The sequence below is a fragment of the Loktanella sp. S4079 genome (assembly GCF_000967725.1).
Lineage (GTDB): Bacteria > Pseudomonadota > Alphaproteobacteria > Rhodobacterales > Rhodobacteraceae > Yoonia.
In genome coordinates, this window is record NZ_JXYE01000004.1 from 177,918 (window position 1) to 194,667 (window position 16,750).

Genomic DNA, 16,750 nt, shown 5'->3' on the forward strand with positions numbered 1-16,750 from the left:
CAGGGCGTGATCTAGGTGAATTGACGCATGAACTTGCGATCAATGTGATCCTTAAGGCGCCACAGTAAACGCCCGTTCAATACGACACCCCGTTTTTCCGCCATTGCCACCTTATCCCCCAAAGAAATCAGCTTCAGATAATCCTTTTGCGGGGTGTAGTTTTGCAACTGTCGCCCAGATACAATTGAACGCAGATTTTCAAACAAGATCGGTGCCTGACGCACGGCAAAAACGCCGGCTTTGGGGCGTGGAGTTTCGGTCATATGTGCGCAATCGCCAACTGCAAAGATGCAAGGGTCGCTTGAACGCAAGTCGGGCGCTATCGCAATATAGCCGTTGTGCAGCGATAAGCCGGTTTGCCGCAGCCATTCCTGTGGTCGCGCACCTGCGGCGCCAACGGTAAAATCGCTCGCGATTTGCTGACCATCGGCTAGACGCACCGCGTCTTTCACCACTTCGGTCAGGATTACATTCTCGATGACCTTAACGTTAGCGTGGTTCAACGCATTGCGCATGTGACGCCGCGCCCTGCCCCCGAACCCGGCAAGCAGCCCGTCCCGATCCAAGATCGTAATCTGTGCTGCTCGATCTCGGAACGCATGCGCCATCGCCAACGCGAGCTCCACCCCGGCGACCCCACCACCGATAACAGCTACCCGTGGGACGCTGGCATGCCTGCGATAGTGATCCCACTTTGTTGCGAACCGCCCCAGAGGCTTTGCGCCCGCTGCATGTTCCGCAAATCCAGCCAAGCTTGGCATATCCGAGGTCACGCCAATATCAATCGAGGCAACATCATACGAAACCTTGCGACCATCCGCCAAGGCGATAGACTTTGATTGCAGGTCCAAACCCTGTGCCCGACCATCAACAAAGGTTGCGCCAGATAGGTTTGCCAGACGCCCAAGGTCGATGTGCAGGTCCTGCGCCTGATAATGTCCAGCAACATAGCCAGGCAGCATCCCCGAATAGGCCGCCATTGATCCGGGATTGATCACAGTCAACCGCGCGCCTGGAATAGGGTCGCGCGCCCACATTCGCAAAACAAGCGCGTGGGTATGCCCGCCCCCCACTAGAACGATGTTCTTGAGGTTTTTACCCGTGATCATGGCGCCAGCCACTGCCCTACCCAACCGCTATCGCGTGTGAATTCTGCGCGGCGGTGCTGATCCCCTAAATGCACCACATCCAGTCGCATGACGGTGCAGTGCAAAACTGCGAAACTATCTGGGTCAGGTTCTTTGCGATAATCCAGCGCATTCGCAATTGGCGTGCCCGGAGAAGGTGTCACACCATAGGATTGCTGCGCATGATCCGGAATTCGCCCCCACAGTGCGCCTACCTCGGCACCATGCTGAATAGTGACCTCAACAGATAGGCGTAGTTGAAGGGCTTGGGTTTCGTCCCAGATATGTATCGCCGCAAGGGGGGTCGCACGTAGGCTCGCAACCTTAGGAGAATATAGATCAGTGTGCACAGAAACAGCCCCCTGCGCTGGATCGGCGGCACGCAGAACGACGGTGCGCACCTCTGGGTACCCCGTGGCAGAAACCGTAGCAAAGCTGGGTAGTCGCGCCGGATGATCCGCCTGCTTGACGCCTGTTTGCAGGGTAGCCCATGCCGCTGCTTTTAGCCCGGACAAAGTTTCAAACCATTTAGTCATAGCCTGTCATCTCTAGATAGCCGCGCCCGCTATGGCTGCCTGACACGGTCACTGGCCCCTCCCAATAGGGTACGCTGGTCGTCATCCAAGCATTATCGTTCTGCGCCTCGACTACAACATCCACATCATATGCAGGTAGCAACACCTGCCAATGAACCGGAACGCCCTGCGCATTCGTCGCCAGTGGTTCGGCCTGAAACGCGCCGTCGGTCAGCGAGGTTGCGTCACCGTCAGGCGTAATCCACGTCGCAGAAGTGTAGTAGTTGCCATCGGTCTGGTTCAGCCGAAAGCCCATCAACTTCTCACCACTATCAAAGGTGAGTGAAAACCAATCCCACCCTGTTTGATTACCGCTCAATGGTTGGCTCGACCATTCACGATCTAACCATGCCTGACCACTGACTGCGATCGTCCCCTCGGGGAGTTGTAATTCCCCGGCGATGTCAAAGAACGGTTGAGAATAGTAGTAAGAGGCCTGCCCCTCGGCGGATTTAACCGAATACCCGTCATCACCATGAAAGACCAACGGCCCCTGTGCCTGCAATTTCATGTCATAACGGAACTCTGGTCCGCTGGCCGTCATTGCCATGTGATCCCAATCGCCAGCAAGCTGCCAATCATCGATCCAAGCAACAAATGGATCAACCGTCACCCCGGCTTGCCCTACGCCCCCACGACCGAGCCGCTCGCTCACGTAGTGATTGGTTGGCGTTGTGACAGCCGCGTGCCCCATCCATAGCTGCGGCGTTTGCCACCCTGTCCCGTCCTCGGGCGACAGCGCCGACCGAAAGAGCGTCCATTGCAAGCCATAGTCGGTGCCATCCGCGGCCTGTAGATTTGCGGTCAAATACCACCATTCGATCCGGTAATCTTCATGTGCACCGTGATCCTCGGGAAAGCTAAACTCCGGCGCGGGCTGGGGGACGGCAAATCCATCGACTTCTGTCCCTAGACCGGCAAACCCTTGGGCGCATAGGCCCGATGGAAGCAAGCAAATCAGCAATGCCTTAACGTTCATTGGAAAACACCTTGAGCAGTTCCGCAGGCGGGGTGCGCGCCAACCGTAACGCAGGCCAAAGCGCCGCCGCACCTGCCGCCAATAGCGCAAAGACCCCGAGCCGCAGATAGTCTGACGGGAATAGATACATTGGCAATTTCCATCCAAACGCCGCGACATTAACCACCGACAAGAGCGCATAGGCTAGTGCCAACCCAAGCGGCAACGCCAAAAGCGTTGTGAGCGCGGCCAATATAACCGCGCGGGTCAGTTCTAGCTTTCCGAGCCGTCTGCGTGTCATGCCCATTGCCCATGCAGGTGCCAATTGCGGCAATCGCATTCCAGCAAGGGTCAGCAGGCTCATTAATATCGCGAATCCGGCAACAGCAAGCGTCAGCACATTAAGCGCCGAAGTCACGGTAAATGTACGCTCAAAAACCTCGAGTGATAGGGCCTTGATCCCCGCCTGATTAATAATCTGAGCAGACGTCAGATCGGTATCACGCACAAGATCGGCAACAAAATCTTGGGCGCGTTCCGGAGCAATCCGCAGCCCAAAACGATCTGTGACGACATTGGGGTAAAGTGTCTGAAACAGCGGCTCTGCAATGATTGCTTGCCCAATTGGATTTCCGTAATCGCCGTAGATACCCGCAATGGGCATCTGGCGTCCTTGCACCGTCACGACATCGCCAATCGCCAGCCCGGCGCGGCGCGCCAATTGCTCGTTCACGATAATTGTCTCACCAGCAAAGGTCGTATCCCAATGCTTCTCGGCCTGAGCCAACATCATCCAATTTTCGCGATAGGTCGTGTGGTCGCGCGTTCCGTAAATATCAACCGGCTGATTGGCGATTGATATCTGCGTAAACATAATTGGCAAAATGGCATCCACCCGCGGTTCAGCATAGCGCACAAAGGACTCTGCCTGCGCTGCATCCCGCGTATCAATGTATAGCTCAGAAGTCAGTCGTTGCTCCAAGAACCCAGTAAAGGTCGTTCGGAAACTAGAGACCATCGTCGAGACGCCGATATTCGCCGCCATTGCCAACAACAATGCCATCAGCGCCAATGATAGCCCCGGCAATTGTTGTCTGGTGTCTGCCCAAAACCACTGCGCTGTTACAGACATCGATCTGCTGCTCGCAAAGCGCAGTACCACATCCAAAACCCAAGGCAGCGCCAATGCCGCCCCGATCAGCAGACATGCCAGCAGGGCAAAGCCCGCGATCAACCCCGTCGCTGTAAAGCAAAGCAGGACATAAACGCCAAGCAACACCCCCGCCGCGACAGCGAGGCCTTGCGCACGTCGCCCAGCTGCCATCGCGAGCGCCCTTTGCTGTCCACCCGCAAGCAGCGGCATCCGTGACAGTTTCCACAGCGCCCCAAATGCAGCAATCGCAGTTCCACCCATCGCAATGGCAAGCCCTGATAACCACCAGACGGGCCGTAACTGCAATGTTCCCGATACATCAGCGCCATAAAGTCCGCGTAGGGTCGCAGCCACGTCGGGCAAAAGTAACGCGGCAATCCCATAGCCCAGTGCCACCCCGATCATGCCAGCAATCAGCGCAAACAGCATAAGCTCCGCCGCCATCAACCACACCAATGTACGGAGCGAAACACCCAGCGCGCGTAGGGTTCTGACCACAGGTCTCCGCTGTTCAAACGCCAGCCCAATGGCACCATTCACGATGAAAATACCAACCGCAAAGGATAACATGCCAAAGGCCGTCAGATTAAGATGAAAGCTATCAGTCAACTGCGCTACGTCGCTCGTGCTCTGTGCGGCTTGCAGAACCAAATGCGGGGCGATCTCGCCTAGGTCTGACTGCCCAACGGGCTGAGACGGCGCAATCACGAGGCTGTCAATCTGCCCCACCCTGCCCAAGATCTGCTGCGCGATACCAATGTCGGTCACGGCGGTATTCGGCGCCGCATTTTGCGAAAGAATAACGTCAAATTCAGGCAATATGCGCGCGACATCGGCAGAGCCGAACATCTGACCCTGTCCCGCGAGAAACCGTTCGACGTCAGCCCCGTCAGCCATTTCGATGGCACCGATACCGCCCGGCGCGGTCAAGGGTTCGATCCCAATGATCCGTACCCCATTCAGCCGACCGCTGATCACCGGGCTAACCAACCACCCCGCGCGGCGTAAATTGATGTAAGTTGCGACATCAATCGGCTGACCGTCTTTTTCAATCAGCCGATCATATTGCCCTTCGCCTAATGTGGTGGCGGCAGCGGCGTAGCTTGCTCTTGCCTCGGCGTTGACAGCCTGAACCCCTGACCATAGCGCCGTCGCCAATGCCAGCCCCGCAAGCAATGTAAAAAGCTGTAAGGGATTGCGCCACCAATGCGACAACAGCGCCTGTAGGGTGGGTCTGATCATGTGATCTCACCTGCACGCAGATGAAGGCGTCGCTGCATGCGCTCGGCTAAAGCGATAGAATGGGTCACCATCAAAAGCCCTGCCCCAGTTTCGGCAACCAATTCGAGGATCAGATCCATCACAACGCCCGCTGTTGCCTCGTCTAGGTTACCGGTTGGTTCGTCAGCCAGCACCAATTGCGGCTTTGCAGCAAGTGTACGTGCGATGGCAACGCGCTGTTGCTGACCGCCAGAAAGCTGTTCAGGATATTTCCCCAACTGCGCGGTTAGTCCCATCCGCCCTGCTAGGCTACCCCACCAATCCGCGTCAGACCGCCCCGCCAAACGGGCCTGAAACGAGATATTATCAGCGACCGTCAAGCTGGGGATCAGGTTAAACTGCTGAAACACGACACCGACAGTACCACGCCGAATATCAGCCCGTCCCGCATCATCCATACCAGCGATATCGGCGCCATTCACGACAACACGACCTGAATCCGGTGTATCAAGCCCACCGATCAGATGCAGCAATGTGCTTTTGCCGCTCCCTGATTCACCCGTCAGCGCGAGCGTTTCACCGCGATCAAGCTCTAGCCCGACACCGCGCAGCACCTCAAACGGGCCGTCGGCAGTATCATAGGTTTTTCGCAAATCTTGAACAGTTAGTAGCATCATTCCTCGCGCGTTTATCTGTAACTAGCATGACGGAGCATTTGGAAAAGTACCATGCGTCGATTAAGCGCCGATGGGTACAATTCCGCTGTGCCAATAATCGCGTACAATGTGACCTCACGTTTCGGTGGCTGCGACGGGGCAAGAGAGTAAACTCTGGCCAAGCAAAAATTGGGGAGGATTCAGATGACTGATATCGTAATTTTGGGTGGTGCCCGGACTGCCATTGGCACCTTTGGTGGGTCTCTCGCGGGAACACCACCGATTGATCTTGGGACCGTCGCTGCAAAATCTGCACTCGAACGGGCAGAGGTCGACGGGGCGCAAATTGGGCATGTCGCCTTTGGACATGTGATCAACACAGAACCGCGTGATATGTACCTTAGCCGTGTTGCCGCCATGAATGCGGGCATCCCAGAGACCACCCCAGCGATGAACGTAAACCGTCTGTGTGGCTCGGGTCTTCAGGCGATTGTGTCGGTGATCCAGTCATTGATGCTTGGCGATGCCAATTTTGGCCTTGCTGGTGGCGCCGAGAATATGAGCCGCTCACCCTATATTTTATCTGATGCCCGTTGGGGCGCAAAAATGGGTGATATCAAATCCCAAGACATGATGCTGGGCGCGTTGAACTGTCCGTTTGGTACAGGGCACATGGGTGTCACTGCAGAAAATGTCGCCGCGGAACATGAAATCACCCGCGAGGCACAAGACCGCTTTGCAATGCAAAGCCAAGAACGCGCAGCAGCTGCAATCGAGGCGGGCTATTTCGCGGGCCAAATCGCGCCGGTTGAGGTGCGTGTAAAACGGGACACTGTTGCCTTTGACAAAGATGAACACCCAAAATCAAGCACGCTGGATAAATTGGCAGGCTTGCGTCCGGTCTTCCAAAAGGATGGCACGGTCACAGCTGGCAACGCTTCTGGTTTGAATGATGGGGCGGCGGCCATTGTCTTGGCGACTGCCGAGGCGGCACAAAAATCCGGCCTCACGCCAAAATTCCGCGTATTGGGCTATGGCCATGCCGGTGTCCGCCCCGAGGTCATGGGGATCGGCCCCGTGCCGGCGGTGCGCAATCTGCTCGATAAAACGGGTCTCTCTGTTGGGGATTTCGACGTAGTTGAATCAAACGAGGCATTCGCCTCACAAGCTTTGGCGGTCAACAAAGAGCTGTCTTTGGATGCGTCGCGCGTCAACCCAAATGGCGGCGCAATCGCCCTAGGTCACCCGGTTGGCGCAACAGGTGCAATCATCACCGTCAAAGCGATGTACGAACTAGAACGTACTGGCGGTAAGCGCGCATTGATCACGATGTGTATCGGTGGCGGTCAGGGCATCGCGCTGGCGATTGAACGTATCTAAATCACGCCAATGATCCGCGCCCGGACATCTGGGCGCGGCAAGCCCCTATTTTTCGGGGTAGTCGCGGACAAAGACCCATTTATCTCCTTCGGACAAATCTGGGTCAAAGACGTAGCCACCGCTAGTAAACCCTTGGATATCCTCTGGTTCTGTCAGCCTGTTTTCCACCACATAGCGCGCCATTGCACCGCGCGCGCGTTTGGCGAAAAAGCTGACAATCTTTGGCTTGCCGTCCTTGATCTCCATGAATTGCGGGGTGATGACCCGCAGCTTCAGCGCATTTAGATCAACCGCGCCGAAATATTCTTGGCTCGCGCAATTGATCAAGACCTGCGTATCCATCGCTTGCGCCTGTGCGTTCAACGCCTTGGCAATGGTGTCGCCCCAATAGTCATAGAGAGATTTACCACGGCGCGTTTTGAGCCTGCTACCCATCTCAAGCCGATAGGGTTGCATCGCATCAAGCGGACGCAACAAACCATAAAGCCCGGAAAGAATGCGCAGGCGATCCTGCGCCCAGCGCATGTCGTCGTCAGAGAGTGTTTTCGCCTCAAGCCCCTGATAGGTATCGCCGTTAAACGCCAAGACAGCGGGTTTAACAGCCTCTGGGGTTGGCTCTGCCGCGAATGCCTTGAACCGATCACGATTGAGGCGCGCCAGATCGTCGGAAAGCTTCATGAGCTTTTTCAGCTCTGCCAAGGTCAGATTCCGCGCAGTTTTCGACAGCCGGATCGCATCCTCTTGAAAATCGGGCTGCGTTGGGGTCACCCCCACTGGCTCCATATCAAGCGCTTTGGCGGGGGATACGACAACGAGCATGGTAATCTTCCTTTTCGACTTGTCGGAAGATGTAACACGCGAGACAGCGGTGACCAGTCTTTAGTTCAATTGAACCTGTAATGGATACTGCCCATCCGTAAATGGCCCAAAAAAGTCATCAACATCGGGGTGGTCGACAGGTTCACCCGAATAATCAGCCACTAGATTTTGCTCGGACACATAGGCCACGTAAAAGCTTTGGTCATTTTCTGCCAGCAGATGGTAGAACGGCTGATCCTTGCTTGGGCGGCTATCCTCTGGAATGGCATTGTACCAATCTTCGGTGTTCGAAAACATCGCATCCACGTCAAAGACCACACCCCGAAAAGGGTGTTTGCGGTGCCGAACAACTTGGCCGAGGTGATATTTTGCAGATGTCTTGAACATAGTTTGAATATATGGCCCAAGCATGCCTAAAGTCCACGGGGCGTGACAGGATTTAAGGAAACAGTCTGTGAATATGATTTTAACAGTGCTGAACATCACGGCACCGGTATTTGTTTTGGCGGCTATAGGTTTTGTCTGGGTCAAACTAGGTTTTGAGTATCGGGTGGAGTTCGTCACTCGCTTGACTATGACCCTTTCGGTTCCCTGCCTTATCTTCGTGGCTCTCATGAAAACGGAAATCGAGCCAGAGGCCCTTGCCGCGCTGTCGCTTGCGTCACTTGCTGCCTATCTTCTTGTTATGGCCGCAAGTTTCGCGGTGGTGAAAATTGCGCAGCTCGATCTGCGTACGTTTCTTGCGCCGTTGGTTTTTGGCAACACGGGAAATCTGGGACTGCCGCTCGCTCTTTTTGCGTTTGGGCAGGTTGGATTTGGCTATGCAGTTGTTGTTTTTGCGGTGATGGCAATTTTGTCGTTCACCATCGGTGTCTGGATCGTATCTGGCGGCGGATCGCTTCGGCGCGTTGTGCAAGAACCGCTCGTTGGTGCCACTCTTTTAGGCGCTTTGTTCCTCTGGCAGGGGTGGCAAACGCCAATGGTGATCACCAACACCCTCGAGCTCATCGGGCAGATGGCGATTCCCATCATGCTGATCACACTTGGCGTCGCAGTTGCACGATTAGAGACCAAAGCCATGACACAAGCTATCTGGCTGTCTTTGATCAAAGTGATCATCAGCGTGGCTGCCGCTTGGGGCGCTGCGACTTGGTTTGGTCTAGATCCTGTCGCAGCAGCAGTATTGATCGTGCAAATCGCGACCCCGGTCGCCGTGACATCCTATCTGCTGGCCGAAAAATACGGGGCCGACGCGCAACCCGTTGCAGGGCTTGTTGTGGCCTCTACGGTGCTATCGGTGATCTATTTGCCCGTCATCCTTGCTTTTGTGATCTAGTTCGACTGCCTTTAGGATTTGCACACTGGCACAAACAGGTTATCGTACCAAAAAAACGAAAAGAGCGAGAGGCAAATGAGCAGTATCTTTCGCGCTATGGCACTGTTGCTAGTCTTGGGCAGCTGTGGAGGATCGAGCCATAACTCGGCCCCGCGCAACCTTGATGATGCTTGCAGCATTGTGTCCGAGCGCCCAGAATATCTTCGTGCATTCCGCGCGGTTGAACGTAAATACGGTGTACCCGTTCCGTCCCTGATGGCGATTATCTATCAGGAAAGCAAATTTATCAGCAATAACCGACCACCCCATCGCTATGCATTGGGTGTCATTCCTGTAGGCCGCCAATCGTCGGCGCTGGGCTATAGCCAAGCACTTGATGGTACGTGGCGCGAATACCAACAATCCGTCGGCGGTTCACGTGCACGACGCGAAAACATCCGGGACGCGACCGACTTTATGGGTTGGTATATGCAGCAAACTGTCGAAGAAACGGGCGTTCCGATTCACGACACCCGCAATCAGTACCTTGCCTATCACGATGGCCGCACGGGGTATCTGCGGGGTACATGGCGCTCGAAAAGCTGGCTCATCCGTATCGCCGGAGAAGTCGAAGCCAGAGCAGCTCTTTACGACAACCAGCTTCGGTCCTGTCGCAAACGATAGTCAAAGGCGACCGCTCTGGTCGCCTTTTTTCTTTATAAGCGGATTAGTTTGATCGGTTGCGAGTTTCGGCCTGAATGTTGAACAGGATATCGCGCACGCGACCACCTTTTTGTAGGTCATTCAAAACAACCGTTGTTGGTGTTCCAACATCATCTGTCACGATCCATTGACGAAGCTCAACTGGATTTGCGGTAAAGACAAGTTGGATCGACCCATATTCAGGATGCTCAGGATCTTGCGCTGTTAACGTGGTCGTTGTTCCGTCAGAGGTCAGCCCCGTCACCATGTTTTCTTGCGAGAGGTTCACATTCTCACGCAAAATCAGCCCCAACGGCGTTTGGTTCAACGGATACCGATCAGGACCGGTGTTCGACCGCGGATCAAAGATCGCCAAAGACCCGCCGCCACCGATGACCAGCGTGTCATCAGGCGAATTATATTCAAACCGAATGCGCCCAGGGCGTTTGATATAGATCTGCCCCGTGGACAAAGTGCCATCATGGTTGATCTGGGTGAACCCACCCTGCGCTGTTTGCAATTGGTTCAAATACTGCGAAATCTGCGCAAGACTAAGCTGTTGCGCGCTCGCCGCGCCTGCATAGAGCGCAAGCCCTGCAGCAAGGGCGATATATAGGATACGTTTTATCATGTTCTTTTACCTATGTGTTTGAGCCAGAAGTTCCAGCCTCAGATAGGAAAAAGACAGCAGATATCATCTTGCTAGGCGATATCACGCGCGATGATCTTAAATAGCAATGGCCACCCAGATACCCTGAGTGGCCATAAATCTAAGGGTTTCTTGAGTTTATTGGACCCAAATTTCTACACGGCTCTGGTTGCCCCCGGCGACTTGGCCATCTAGGCACGTCGCCTGTGAAATTCCACCAAACCCGTACGATGACAGCAACAGGTTATTACCAACAACCACATCTGGCGCAAATGTGCGGAACGCTGCTTGCATCGCAGCAGCCGCATCAGCAGAGGCCGCAAGGGATTCCTCTGAACCCTCTGTATTGTTGGTAAAGCCAACAAACAGCACCTCGCGACCGGCCATATCAGAGCCGGACAACGCGTTCGCAAGGTTAGCAAACATCGCGCTGTTCCAGCCTGCCTCGGCCCTAGAAATATCGCCACTGATCAAGGTTGGTGACAAACGCTTTGCCTCGAAGAGGCGCTGGAACATCTGCGCAGCGGCAAGCCGTTCATTCTCGTCAAAATTCCCGGCCAACAGACGGTTCAGGCGACGGTTCTTCTCGGCCTCTCCCTGCTCTGCTGCTGTGAAATTTGCAAACCCTTCGGCAGAAATCAGACGTTGAGCGGTCGAACCGCTGGCAAAGGCAAACATATCGGTCAGCAGGCCAGTCTGCGGCACATCATCAAAGCTGACCATCAAAGGACGGATCAGCGGATAGTCCCCCGACACCACATTAAAGTCGCTAAGTGCCACTGGCGCATCACAGGAATCACCTGACACAGGCAGGGTTACGTTGCTTTCGGCATCTTCGACACCGACGACACTGATACTGCCAGCGAACTGATTAACCGAAGACGCGATGCTAATGCCATCCGCCATGGTCAAAACATTGCTCGCAATCGTTTTCCCTGCGGGTTCCATCACCAGTTTGACCAGCTCGGCACGCACTGTGGAATTGGCAGGCAATTGCAACGGCAGGATCGCCATGTCAGGGCCGCCAATTTCGGACCAATTGGTGATTTCGCCAGCGTAGATACCAGCCAGCTCATTCATTGAAATTCCGTCTAGCTCAACGCCCGGCGCCACAATCACGGCAAAGGCGCGCAGGCCCAGCAACTGATCCCCCAAAGAAGGCGCATTCACCCATTCGATTGGGGTGCTGTAAGCCGCGGGTGCCTCCGCTTCGAGAGATACAGTGCCAACTGTGGCGTTTACTGCTTCACCCTCTTGGGCGATCTTGATCAGGGCGGTCTCGTTTGATGCCGTGTTTTCCAGGCGAATATCGCCAGTTGCGCCAACATCAACAGAGGACCCGGATTGGCCGGTCATTGCATAGGCGCCGACGACACTGCGATAGATGGTATCAAAAACCGGAGCGTCAAAGCTCACTGTGACCTCATCAGCCCCGCCCTGCGGTGCGGCCACCTCTTCTTGGGCGACGACGCCTTGGAAGGCGTCGCTGGTCAAACCAAAGTCATTGCTTGCGATCACCTCGATACATCCCGCGCCGTAGCAGACAACTTGCGACGCGGGCACGCTCACGCGGCCAACAGAGGTTTCGACCGATAGCATCGTTCCGTTATATCCAACGATCTCGCCGTCAACGCTAATAAAGCCGTCTATGGACCGGAGTTCGACTGCCTCTGCAAGCAATGCGGTTGGCGCCACAGCACACAAAAGCGCGGCAGTCATGTTCTTCAGGGGGGTCATTCTTAGCTCCAGTCACCAGTCGTTCAACGAGAGAGGCGCGCTCGCACATTCACCGGACCGACAGCGCAGGTATGACCCTGCCAATCCACCTCTTGCTGCACCAAACCGTGCGAAAACTCGTGACAATCACTTCACCATGATTAGTTAATTGATACCTGCGGATTTCCGCCGACACAACTCTGCCGGACTCAGCGCGTGCCAAACATGTGTGCATGAGCAACAAAAATAGGTGAATGGCTTTGACCCATAGCCACAGTGGTAGGCGACGAATTGACCAATCTTCGGTCAGAAACAAGTGGTTGCCACTGATTCTTGCGCAAATCACAAACTGAGGCTTGCAATTTTAAATTGCCGTGAGATCCAGCTACTCAGCCTTAACGTTTTCCTGCGCCCCAATTGTGAGCCCAGTAAAATCGAACAATTTAGGGTCAAGCAAATGGGACGGGCGGGCATTCATCAATGACCGAAACATGACCTGACGGCGGCCGGGGCTGTTCTTTTCCCAACCATCGAGAATCTGCTTCACCTGCTGTCGCTGCAAGCCATCTTGCGACCCACATAAATCGCATGGAATGATCGGATAGTTCATCGCAGTCGCGAATTTTTCGCAGTCAACTTCGGCGACATGCGCAAGCGGGCGATAGACAAATAAATCGCCCTCTTCATTAACCAGCTTTGGCGGCATCGTCGCCAACCGACCACCATGAAACAGGTTCATAAAGAATGTTTCCAGAATGTCGTCGCGGTGGTGGCCCAGCACAACCGCGCTGCACCCTTCTTCGCGGGCAATTCGATATAGATTACCGCGACGCAGACGCGAACACAGCGCGCAAAAGGTGCGCCCCGCCGGCACCTTATCCATAACGATGGAATAGGTGTCTTCGTATTCGATCCGATGTGGCACGCCCATCTTTTCCAAGAACTCAGGTAACACCGTCGCTGGGAATCCCGGCTGCCCCTGATCCAGATTGCATGCCAAAAGCTCAACCGGTAGCAAACCGCGCCATTTCAATTCTTGAAGAACGGCGAGCATCGTATAGCTATCTTTGCCGCCTGACAGACAGACCAACCAACGCGCATCGCGTTCAATCATCCCGTATTGCTCAATCGCTTCGCGCACGTTTTGAACGATGCGCTTGCGCAGCTTTTTGAACTCGGTGGTTTTGGGTGCACCGTAAAAGAGCGGGTGAATGTCGTCGGCGTTATCTAGCATAAGCGTCCTATGGCAGATGAAACTGCGCTATCCAATATGTGTTGGCAGATTGTCCCTAATCAGGGACATTATCAATCCCGCCAGCGGCCCAAGGGTGGCACCGCAAAAGCCGGCGAATGGTCAGCCAGCTACCTTTTACGGCCCCGTGTTTTTCCAGCGCCTCAAGCGAATAAACCGAACAAGTCGGGTGGAAACGGCAGCTGTTACCGATCCACGGCGACAAGACCAATCGGTAAGCCCGAACAGGCAATGAGACGATGTAGGCCAAAGGGGTCATGCATGCACCTTTTTCAACGCGCGGCGAAGATCCGCGATCAATGTATCAAAAGGTAATGTGGCCGTCACTTCTTTGCGACCCACAAGCACGTAATCCCATCCGTCCAGCCCATCATGCGGCAGGACAAGACGGGCGACTTCGCGCAGGCGGCGCTTGGCACGGTTGCGCGCAACCGCGTTCCCCACCTTCTTTGAACAGGTAAAGCCCACGCGAATCCCTTCGGCTTCGCCCGCGCTGCGCTTGCGTGCCTGAAGATGGATACCCGCGGTTCCCTGACGACGCGCGTTGGACGCACGCACAAAGTCTGCACGTTTTTTCAAAACATGCAGACAAACGGAAACCGCCGGAGCGCCATCATTAGGCTCAACCGGCGGCTTAAAATCGCTCAAAACGTGCTTAGCGCTTATGCGCTCAGCTTCGCGCGGCCTTTGGCACGGCGACTGTTCAGAATCTTACGGCCAGCTTTAGTTGCCATCCGTGCGCGGAATCCGTGACGGTTCTTGCGAACCCGGTTTGATGGTTGGAACGTGCGCTTCATCGCGTTCTCTCCAGTTCGAGGCCAAACCCCACAGGGGATTCGAAGCCGATCAACATTTCAGACCTGTCCTTTAGAGACCGGGCCGCTGCATGTCAACGCGCCAACCCCTGTGAAACTGCAACAATTCCCAGAAATTCGACCACTCAATTGTTTCAACCTTCAAAGGCGAACCAATGAAAACTGAAATATCGTGACGTTTCCCATCAACGCGTCGTGATCCGGGTATCGCCCGCCCGCATATATGTCCATCTATAAAACAAGTTCCCGCCTCAATAGGACAACAATGTCGACGACTGCCCAAAACTCTTTGATCCGAAAGCTGCCATTGATTGCGATTATCATCGTGGCAGTGATCGGCACTTATCTATTGCGTGACAAGCTTACCTTCGAAGCGCTCGCCGATAACCGCGAGGCCCTATTGGCCTTTCGCGATGGTAATTACCTAATCACCGTTCTGTCGTTTATGGCAGCCTATGTAGTGATCGTTGCATTTTCACTGCCCGGCGCAACAATCGCGACCCTGACAGGCGGATTCTTGTTCGGCACTTTTCCCGGCGCACTATTCAATATGACCGCTGCCACAATCGGCGCGACATGCATCTTTTTAGCGGCGCGGTGGGGATTCGGCGAAACTCTGAGCCAAAAGATGGATCGCGCCGAAGGCTTGGTGAAAAAGGTAAAAGCCGGGATCAACGACAACCAATGGTCCATGCTGTTTCTTATGCGCCTACTTCCGATCGTTCCCTTCTTTTTGGCGAACCTGATCCCGTCATTCTTGGGCGTGCCGCTGCACCGCTTTGTCATTTCAACCTTTTTTGGAATCATCCCGGGCGCTGTGGTCTACACGTCAGTTGGCGCTGGATTGGGCGAGATATTCGCCTCCGGCCAACCCCCAAACCTTGGCATCATCTTTGAACCGGCTATCCTTTTCCCCATTATCGGATTGTCGGCGCTGGCTGCGCTCCCCATTTTCATCAAAGCCATCCGTGGCAAGAAAGGCCTGTAATCAATGCAACGTATAAAAACAGATATCTGCGTGATTGGCGGCGGTTCTGGCGGGCTTTCGGTTGCGGCGGGCGCTGTGCAAATGGGTGCAAAGGTCGTGATGGTCGAAGGTGGCAAAATGGGCGGCGATTGCCTGAACTACGGCTGCGTTCCATCCAAAGCGCTGATCGCTTCAGCCAAGCAAGCCTATGCCATGTCGCATGGCGCAAAGCTGGGCATCGCCGAAACAGACCCAAACGTTGATTACGCCGCAGCCAAAGACCACGTGCATGATGTGATCGCAACGATTGCCCCTGTCGATAGCGTTGAACGTTTTGAGGGCCTGGGCGTCAAAGTCATCCAAGCCTATGGGCGCTTTATCTCGGATACCGAACTTCAGGCTGGCGATACCATCATTACTGCGCGCCGCTTTGTGGTTGCGACGGGATCAGGGCCGCTTGTCCCGCCCATCCCTGGCCTCGATGCGGTGACTTATTACACCAACGAAAACATCTTTGATCTTCGCGAACAGCCCAAGCACCTGATCATCATCGGCGGCGGCCCAATAGGCATTGAGATGGCCCAAGCGCATCGACGCCTCGGGTGTAATGTCACCGTTATCGAAGGCGCAAAGGCCTTGGGGAACGATGACCCCGAACTGGCGCAAATCGTGCTTGATACGCTACGCGAGGAAGGCGTGAACATCATCGAATCTACGCAGGCTGACAAAGTTAGCAGCGACGGCACCACCGTGACAGTGCACACTGCCAAAGGGGACTTTACCGGATCGCACCTGCTGATCGCAGCCGGGCGCAAAGTTAACATCGACAAACTGGATCTGGATGCGGGCAATATTGCATATGACAAACGCGGCCTGACAGTTGGTGACAATCTGCGTTCAACGACCAACAAACGGGTCTATGCGGCGGGCGATGTCGCGGGGGGCCTGCACTTTACACATGTCGCTGGATATCACGCGGGCGTCTTGATTAGGTCAATTTTGTTCGCCCTACCATCCAAACAGCGCAAAGATCACATTCCATGGGCGACCTATACCGATCCGGAACTGGCCCAAGTGGGGCTGACCGAGGCACAAGCCCGCGCTAAATTTGGCGACAAAGTAGAAGTCGTGCGTTTTGAGTTTCACCACAACGACCGCGCAATCGCCGAACGCAAGACCAAGGGCCTGATTAAAGTCATGGTGCTCAAGGGGCGACCAATCGGCGCATCCATTGCAGGCCACCAAGCCGGTGAATTGATAGGAATCTGGTCGATGGCCATCGCAAACAAGCTTAAGATGTCCGCCATTGCCAATACTGTTTTGCCCTACCCCACCATAACGGAGGTTAACAAACGGGCGGCGGGTGCCTATTTTACCCCAAGACTTTTTGAAAACCCGACGGTCAAACGTGTCGTCGGCCTGGTGCAGCGGTGGCTGCCATAGCG

The 16,750-nt window shown here is 54.9% G+C and carries 18 protein-coding genes; 5 read left to right on the plus strand and 13 right to left on the minus strand.

The features are described from left to right. Window positions 1–11: 11 nt before the first annotated feature. The 5 genes from TW80_RS12870 to TW80_RS12890 are packed head-to-tail and all read right to left on the minus strand — an operon-like array spanning window position 12 to window position 5,708. Entirely contained in the window at window positions 12–1,109 is a 1,098-nt protein-coding gene (locus TW80_RS12870) for an FAD-dependent oxidoreductase (RefSeq protein WP_052700983.1), read from the minus strand. Next, window positions 1,106–1,663, minus strand: coding sequence for a pyridoxamine 5'-phosphate oxidase family protein (locus TW80_RS12875; RefSeq protein WP_045997838.1), 558 nt, complete (start codon window positions 1,661–1,663; stop codon window positions 1,106–1,108). Before TW80_RS12875 ends, TW80_RS12870 begins: the two co-directional genes overlap by 4 nt. Then, on the minus strand, window positions 1,656–2,681 hold the full coding sequence (locus TW80_RS12880) for a lipocalin-like domain-containing protein (RefSeq protein WP_045997839.1): 1,026 nt from the start codon (window positions 2,679–2,681) through the stop codon (window positions 1,656–1,658). Before TW80_RS12880 ends, TW80_RS12875 begins: the two co-directional genes overlap by 8 nt. Further along, on the minus strand, window positions 2,671–5,055 hold the full coding sequence (locus tag TW80_RS12885) for an ABC transporter permease (RefSeq protein ID WP_045997840.1): 2,385 nt from the start codon (window positions 5,053–5,055) through the stop codon (window positions 2,671–2,673). The genes TW80_RS12880 and TW80_RS12885 overlap by 11 nt, the downstream gene beginning before the upstream one ends. Further along, window positions 5,052–5,708: an ABC transporter ATP-binding protein gene (locus TW80_RS12890; RefSeq protein WP_204218505.1), complete on the minus strand. Its 657-nt coding sequence runs from the start codon at window positions 5,706–5,708 to the stop codon at window positions 5,052–5,054. Before TW80_RS12890 ends, TW80_RS12885 begins: the two co-directional genes overlap by 4 nt. A 186-nt stretch (window positions 5,709–5,894) precedes the next feature. Between TW80_RS12890 and TW80_RS12895 the strand changes: the two genes are divergently transcribed. After that, the gene (locus TW80_RS12895) at window positions 5,895–7,070 is read left to right on the plus strand and encodes an acetyl-CoA C-acyltransferase family protein (RefSeq protein ID WP_045997842.1); all 1,176 of its coding nucleotides are present in this window, start codon (window positions 5,895–5,897) and stop codon (window positions 7,068–7,070) included. Window positions 7,071–7,115: 45 nt separating this feature from the next. Here the strand turns inward: TW80_RS12895 and yaaA are convergent, their stop codons facing one another. Beyond that, entirely contained in the window at window positions 7,116–7,889 is a 774-nt protein-coding gene (gene yaaA, locus TW80_RS12900) for a peroxide stress protein YaaA (RefSeq protein ID WP_045997843.1), read from the minus strand. 60 nt (window positions 7,890–7,949) lie between these two features. After that, entirely contained in the window at window positions 7,950–8,276 is a 327-nt protein-coding gene (gene hspQ / locus TW80_RS12905; RefSeq protein ID WP_045997844.1) for a heat shock protein HspQ, read from the minus strand. Between the two features lie 67 nt (window positions 8,277–8,343). Between hspQ and TW80_RS12910 the strand changes: the two genes are divergently transcribed. Further along, window positions 8,344–9,225, plus strand: coding sequence for an AEC family transporter (locus TW80_RS12910; RefSeq protein ID WP_045997845.1), 882 nt, complete (start codon window positions 8,344–8,346; stop codon window positions 9,223–9,225). A 75-nt stretch (window positions 9,226–9,300) separates the two neighbouring features. Then, window positions 9,301–9,888, plus strand: a complete 588-nt coding sequence (locus TW80_RS12915) for a transglycosylase SLT domain-containing protein (protein ID WP_045997846.1) — start codon at window positions 9,301–9,303, stop codon at window positions 9,886–9,888. 43 nt (window positions 9,889–9,931) lie between these two features. On the opposite strand, the gene TW80_RS12920 is transcribed toward TW80_RS12915, so the two are convergent. The 6 genes from TW80_RS12920 to rpmH form a co-directional block, all read right to left on the minus strand. Then, the gene (locus TW80_RS12920; RefSeq protein ID WP_045997847.1) at window positions 9,932–10,537 is read right to left on the minus strand and encodes a LolA family protein; all 606 of its coding nucleotides are present in this window, start codon (window positions 10,535–10,537) and stop codon (window positions 9,932–9,934) included. Window positions 10,538–10,693: 156 nt separating this feature from the next. After that, the gene (locus tag TW80_RS12925) at window positions 10,694–12,292 is read right to left on the minus strand and encodes a substrate-binding domain-containing protein (protein ID WP_084625789.1); all 1,599 of its coding nucleotides are present in this window, start codon (window positions 12,290–12,292) and stop codon (window positions 10,694–10,696) included. Window positions 12,293–12,656: 364 nt separating this feature from the next. Continuing rightward, the gene (gene ttcA, locus TW80_RS12930; protein ID WP_045997849.1) at window positions 12,657–13,505 is read right to left on the minus strand and encodes a tRNA 2-thiocytidine(32) synthetase TtcA; all 849 of its coding nucleotides are present in this window, start codon (window positions 13,503–13,505) and stop codon (window positions 12,657–12,659) included. Window positions 13,506–13,560: 55 nt separating this feature from the next. Further along, the gene (gene yidD / locus TW80_RS12935; RefSeq protein WP_045997850.1) at window positions 13,561–13,782 is read right to left on the minus strand and encodes a membrane protein insertion efficiency factor YidD; all 222 of its coding nucleotides are present in this window, start codon (window positions 13,780–13,782) and stop codon (window positions 13,561–13,563) included. Continuing rightward, window positions 13,779–14,171: a ribonuclease P protein component gene (rnpA, locus tag TW80_RS12940; protein ID WP_045997851.1), complete on the minus strand. Its 393-nt coding sequence runs from the start codon at window positions 14,169–14,171 to the stop codon at window positions 13,779–13,781. The genes yidD and rnpA overlap by 4 nt, the downstream gene beginning before the upstream one ends. A gap of 14 nt (window positions 14,172–14,185) precedes the next feature. Further along, window positions 14,186–14,320 (minus strand): 50S ribosomal protein L34, encoded by a 135-nt coding sequence (rpmH, locus tag TW80_RS17880; protein ID WP_084625790.1) that lies wholly within the window; start codon window positions 14,318–14,320, stop codon window positions 14,186–14,188. 283 nt (window positions 14,321–14,603) lie between these two features. On the opposite strand from rpmH, the gene TW80_RS12945 reads away from it, so the two are divergent. Beyond that, window positions 14,604–15,326: a TVP38/TMEM64 family protein gene (locus TW80_RS12945; protein WP_045997852.1), complete on the plus strand. Its 723-nt coding sequence runs from the start codon at window positions 14,604–14,606 to the stop codon at window positions 15,324–15,326. 3 nt (window positions 15,327–15,329) lie between these two features. Further along, entirely contained in the window at window positions 15,330–16,748 is a 1,419-nt protein-coding gene (locus TW80_RS12950) for a dihydrolipoyl dehydrogenase family protein (RefSeq protein WP_045997853.1), read from the plus strand. The last annotated feature ends 2 nt before the right edge of the window (window positions 16,749–16,750 follow it).

Excerpts from the sequence above, each read along its gene's own strand:
- TW80_RS12885 (WP_045997840.1), bottom strand. The coding sequence starts at position 5,055 with ATGATCAGACCCACCCTACAGGCGCTGTTGTCGCATTGGTGGCGCAAT.
- yaaA (WP_045997843.1), bottom strand. The coding sequence starts at position 7,889 with ATGCTCGTTGTCGTATCCCCCGCCAAAGCGCTTGATATGGAGCCAGTG.
- TW80_RS12945 (WP_045997852.1), top strand. The coding sequence starts at position 14,604 with ATGTCGACGACTGCCCAAAACTCTTTGATCCGAAAGCTGCCATTGATT.
- TW80_RS12870 (WP_052700983.1), bottom strand. The coding sequence starts at position 1,109 with ATGATCACGGGTAAAAACCTCAAGAACATCGTTCTAGTGGGGGGCGGG.
- TW80_RS12880 (WP_045997839.1), bottom strand. The coding sequence starts at position 2,681 with ATGAACGTTAAGGCATTGCTGATTTGCTTGCTTCCATCGGGCCTATGC.
- TW80_RS12950 (WP_045997853.1), top strand. The coding sequence starts at position 15,330 with ATGCAACGTATAAAAACAGATATCTGCGTGATTGGCGGCGGTTCTGGC.
- TW80_RS12890 (WP_204218505.1), bottom strand. The coding sequence starts at position 5,708 with ATGCTACTAACTGTTCAAGATTTGCGAAAAACCTATGATACTGCCGAC.
- TW80_RS12920 (WP_045997847.1), bottom strand. The coding sequence starts at position 10,537 with ATGATAAAACGTATCCTATATATCGCCCTTGCTGCAGGGCTTGCGCTC.
- TW80_RS12895 (WP_045997842.1), top strand. The coding sequence starts at position 5,895 with ATGACTGATATCGTAATTTTGGGTGGTGCCCGGACTGCCATTGGCACC.
- TW80_RS12915 (WP_045997846.1), top strand. The coding sequence starts at position 9,301 with ATGAGCAGTATCTTTCGCGCTATGGCACTGTTGCTAGTCTTGGGCAGC.
- TW80_RS12875 (WP_045997838.1), bottom strand. The coding sequence starts at position 1,663 with ATGACTAAATGGTTTGAAACTTTGTCCGGGCTAAAAGCAGCGGCATGG.
- yidD (WP_045997850.1), bottom strand. The coding sequence starts at position 13,782 with ATGACCCCTTTGGCCTACATCGTCTCATTGCCTGTTCGGGCTTACCGA.
- TW80_RS12925 (WP_084625789.1), bottom strand. The coding sequence starts at position 12,292 with ATGACCCCCCTGAAGAACATGACTGCCGCGCTTTTGTGTGCTGTGGCG.
- rpmH (WP_084625790.1), bottom strand. The coding sequence starts at position 14,320 with ATGAAGCGCACGTTCCAACCATCAAACCGGGTTCGCAAGAACCGTCAC.
- hspQ (WP_045997844.1), bottom strand. The coding sequence starts at position 8,276 with ATGTTCAAGACATCTGCAAAATATCACCTCGGCCAAGTTGTTCGGCAC.
- ttcA (WP_045997849.1), bottom strand. The coding sequence starts at position 13,505 with ATGCTAGATAACGCCGACGACATTCACCCGCTCTTTTACGGTGCACCC.